General features: G+C 69.3%; 2 protein-coding genes. One reads left to right on the plus strand and one right to left on the minus strand.

Going from position 1 to position 1,838, the window contains the following annotated elements; genetic code table 11:
- Window positions 1-48: 48 nt before the first annotated feature.
- Entirely contained in the window at window positions 49-810 is a 762-nt protein-coding gene (locus ACWGH4_RS34750; RefSeq protein ID WP_453467859.1) for an XRE family transcriptional regulator, read from the minus strand.
- Window positions 811-1,356: 546 nt separating this feature from the next.
- Between ACWGH4_RS34750 and ACWGH4_RS34755 the strand changes: the two genes are divergently transcribed.
- On the plus strand, window positions 1,357-1,836 hold the full coding sequence (locus tag ACWGH4_RS34755) for a glycine-rich domain-containing protein (protein ID WP_453467861.1): 480 nt from the start codon (window positions 1,357-1,359) through the stop codon (window positions 1,834-1,836).
- Window positions 1,837-1,838: the final 2 nt, after the last annotated feature.

Below are 1,838 nucleotides of genomic sequence, written 5' to 3' on the forward strand. Positions count from 1 at the left end.
GCCCTGGCCTATGTGGCCGGGGCAGGGGGGCGCTCTCGTGCGTTCGGGTCAGGCATCGGGCCGCTTGTTGTACGCGGCGAGTGTCGCCTTGTTCGTCGACCCGTCTTGGAACACGAGCTCCCACGGACCGGTGTTCACGTCGAACTCCTTGCCGAAGCCCACCCACTTCCCGGTCATCCGCCGGCCGGTCGGCTCGACCAGCAACTGGATCGCGCCGTGATACCGCGCTCCTCGGTAATAGCCCTCGGTCGCGGTCTGCTCCGTCCAGGTTCCGGTGGCGACGTGCCCGTCGATTTCCAGATCCATCGTCAGAGGACTGTCGGACGAGCCGGGCAGGCTCCGCGCGGACAGCCGGTTGCCGTGCTGCAGCAGCACGACGTAGTGCTGCGCAATGAATGAGGAGTCGCGGCCGCTGGAAAAGTACTCGTACCGGGACAGCCACACCCCGGAGTAGTTCCGGTGACCAGGCTGCGGCTCGGGCTGCAGCGGCGCGGCAGCCGGCGCGATGCCGTTTACGGACGCTTCGACGTCATGTCCGCCGTGCCCGTCGTCGGCCACGCGGGCCATGGGCACGGTGCCGGCGAACCCGAGGGATTCGATGGGCAGCCCGGTGACGGATTCCAGTGCTCGGGCGTAGACGGGTCGGGGTGCGGTCGTGGCGCCGGACTCCCAGCGCTGCACGAGCCGCTTGTTCGCTTCGTTGGGCTGGCCCGCGCGGGCGCCGGCATCTCGCACGGCGCGGGCGAAGTCGTCTTGGGACATGAGGAGGCCGAGGCGGACGGCCCGCAGAGCACTGTTCGGTGTGGCCATGTGAGCACGGTAGCCCAATCCGCCTTGAATGACACCGAAATGACGCCCCGTATGTCGCCGGTATGACGTCTGAGCTGACGCCGCGCAACTCTCCGTGCCCGCGCCATGGTGAATCCGTGACTACGACAGACGGCGGCAACGAACACCCCGGCCTGACCATCAGCGTCTACCGGGTGGACCCGAGCACCCTTGACCGGACGGAGGCTGTGGAGCGCCTGCTCCCCGCCGCAGAGGAACCGGCGATGTCCCACGCTTACCCGCCCTGCGAATGCCCACGCTGCACTGGAACAAGCCCGCGGTGAGCCCCATGTGGGACAGCGAGCCCGAATCCTGCGTCGGCACTTGTGCGGCGTGCGGCGTGGCTACGGACAGCGGATGCGCCCACTGGATACCGCATGTCTGGCCCCGACGTGCGCGTCGTCATACACGCCGACTGCCGGCCAGCTGTCACTGCACCCCACCGACTCCCGCCCGCGCCGGTGAACCCCGTCACCCTGCGCGGACGGGCCAGCCCCGACCCGGGGCACCGTCCACACAGGAGGAAAGATGACCATCGCGTTAAACCGTCCCGTGGGCACCACCGACGCGGCCACGCTCGTCCCGGCCGGGACGATGCAGCGACTGGCCGCCCGCATCGTCAGGGACCACGCCGACATCGACCACGCCACCGCGCGGCGCATCGTCGGCCAGGCCGCCGCGTTTCTCGCCGCGAGCGGCCAGTGCCCCAGCAGCGAACTCGCGCCGAGCGAGCTCGTCGACATCGGCTGGCACACGTTCATCCTGCACACCGTCGACTACGCCCTCTTCTGCGAGCAGGTCGTCGGCCGGTTCATCCACCACGTCCCTACCGAAGACGGCGACCAGGCCCCCGGCGACGGCGGGGCAGCACGCGTGCGCACCCTGACCGCTATCACCGATGCGGGCTACGAAATCGACCACGATCTGTGGCCCGAAGCCGCCAAGATGGGGACGTGCTCCCAGTGCCACGCCGGGTGCACCGACAGCCCGAACGGCGGCAAGAAGTAGCG

It is taken from the genome of Streptomyces sp. NPDC054847 (assembly GCF_053610925.1).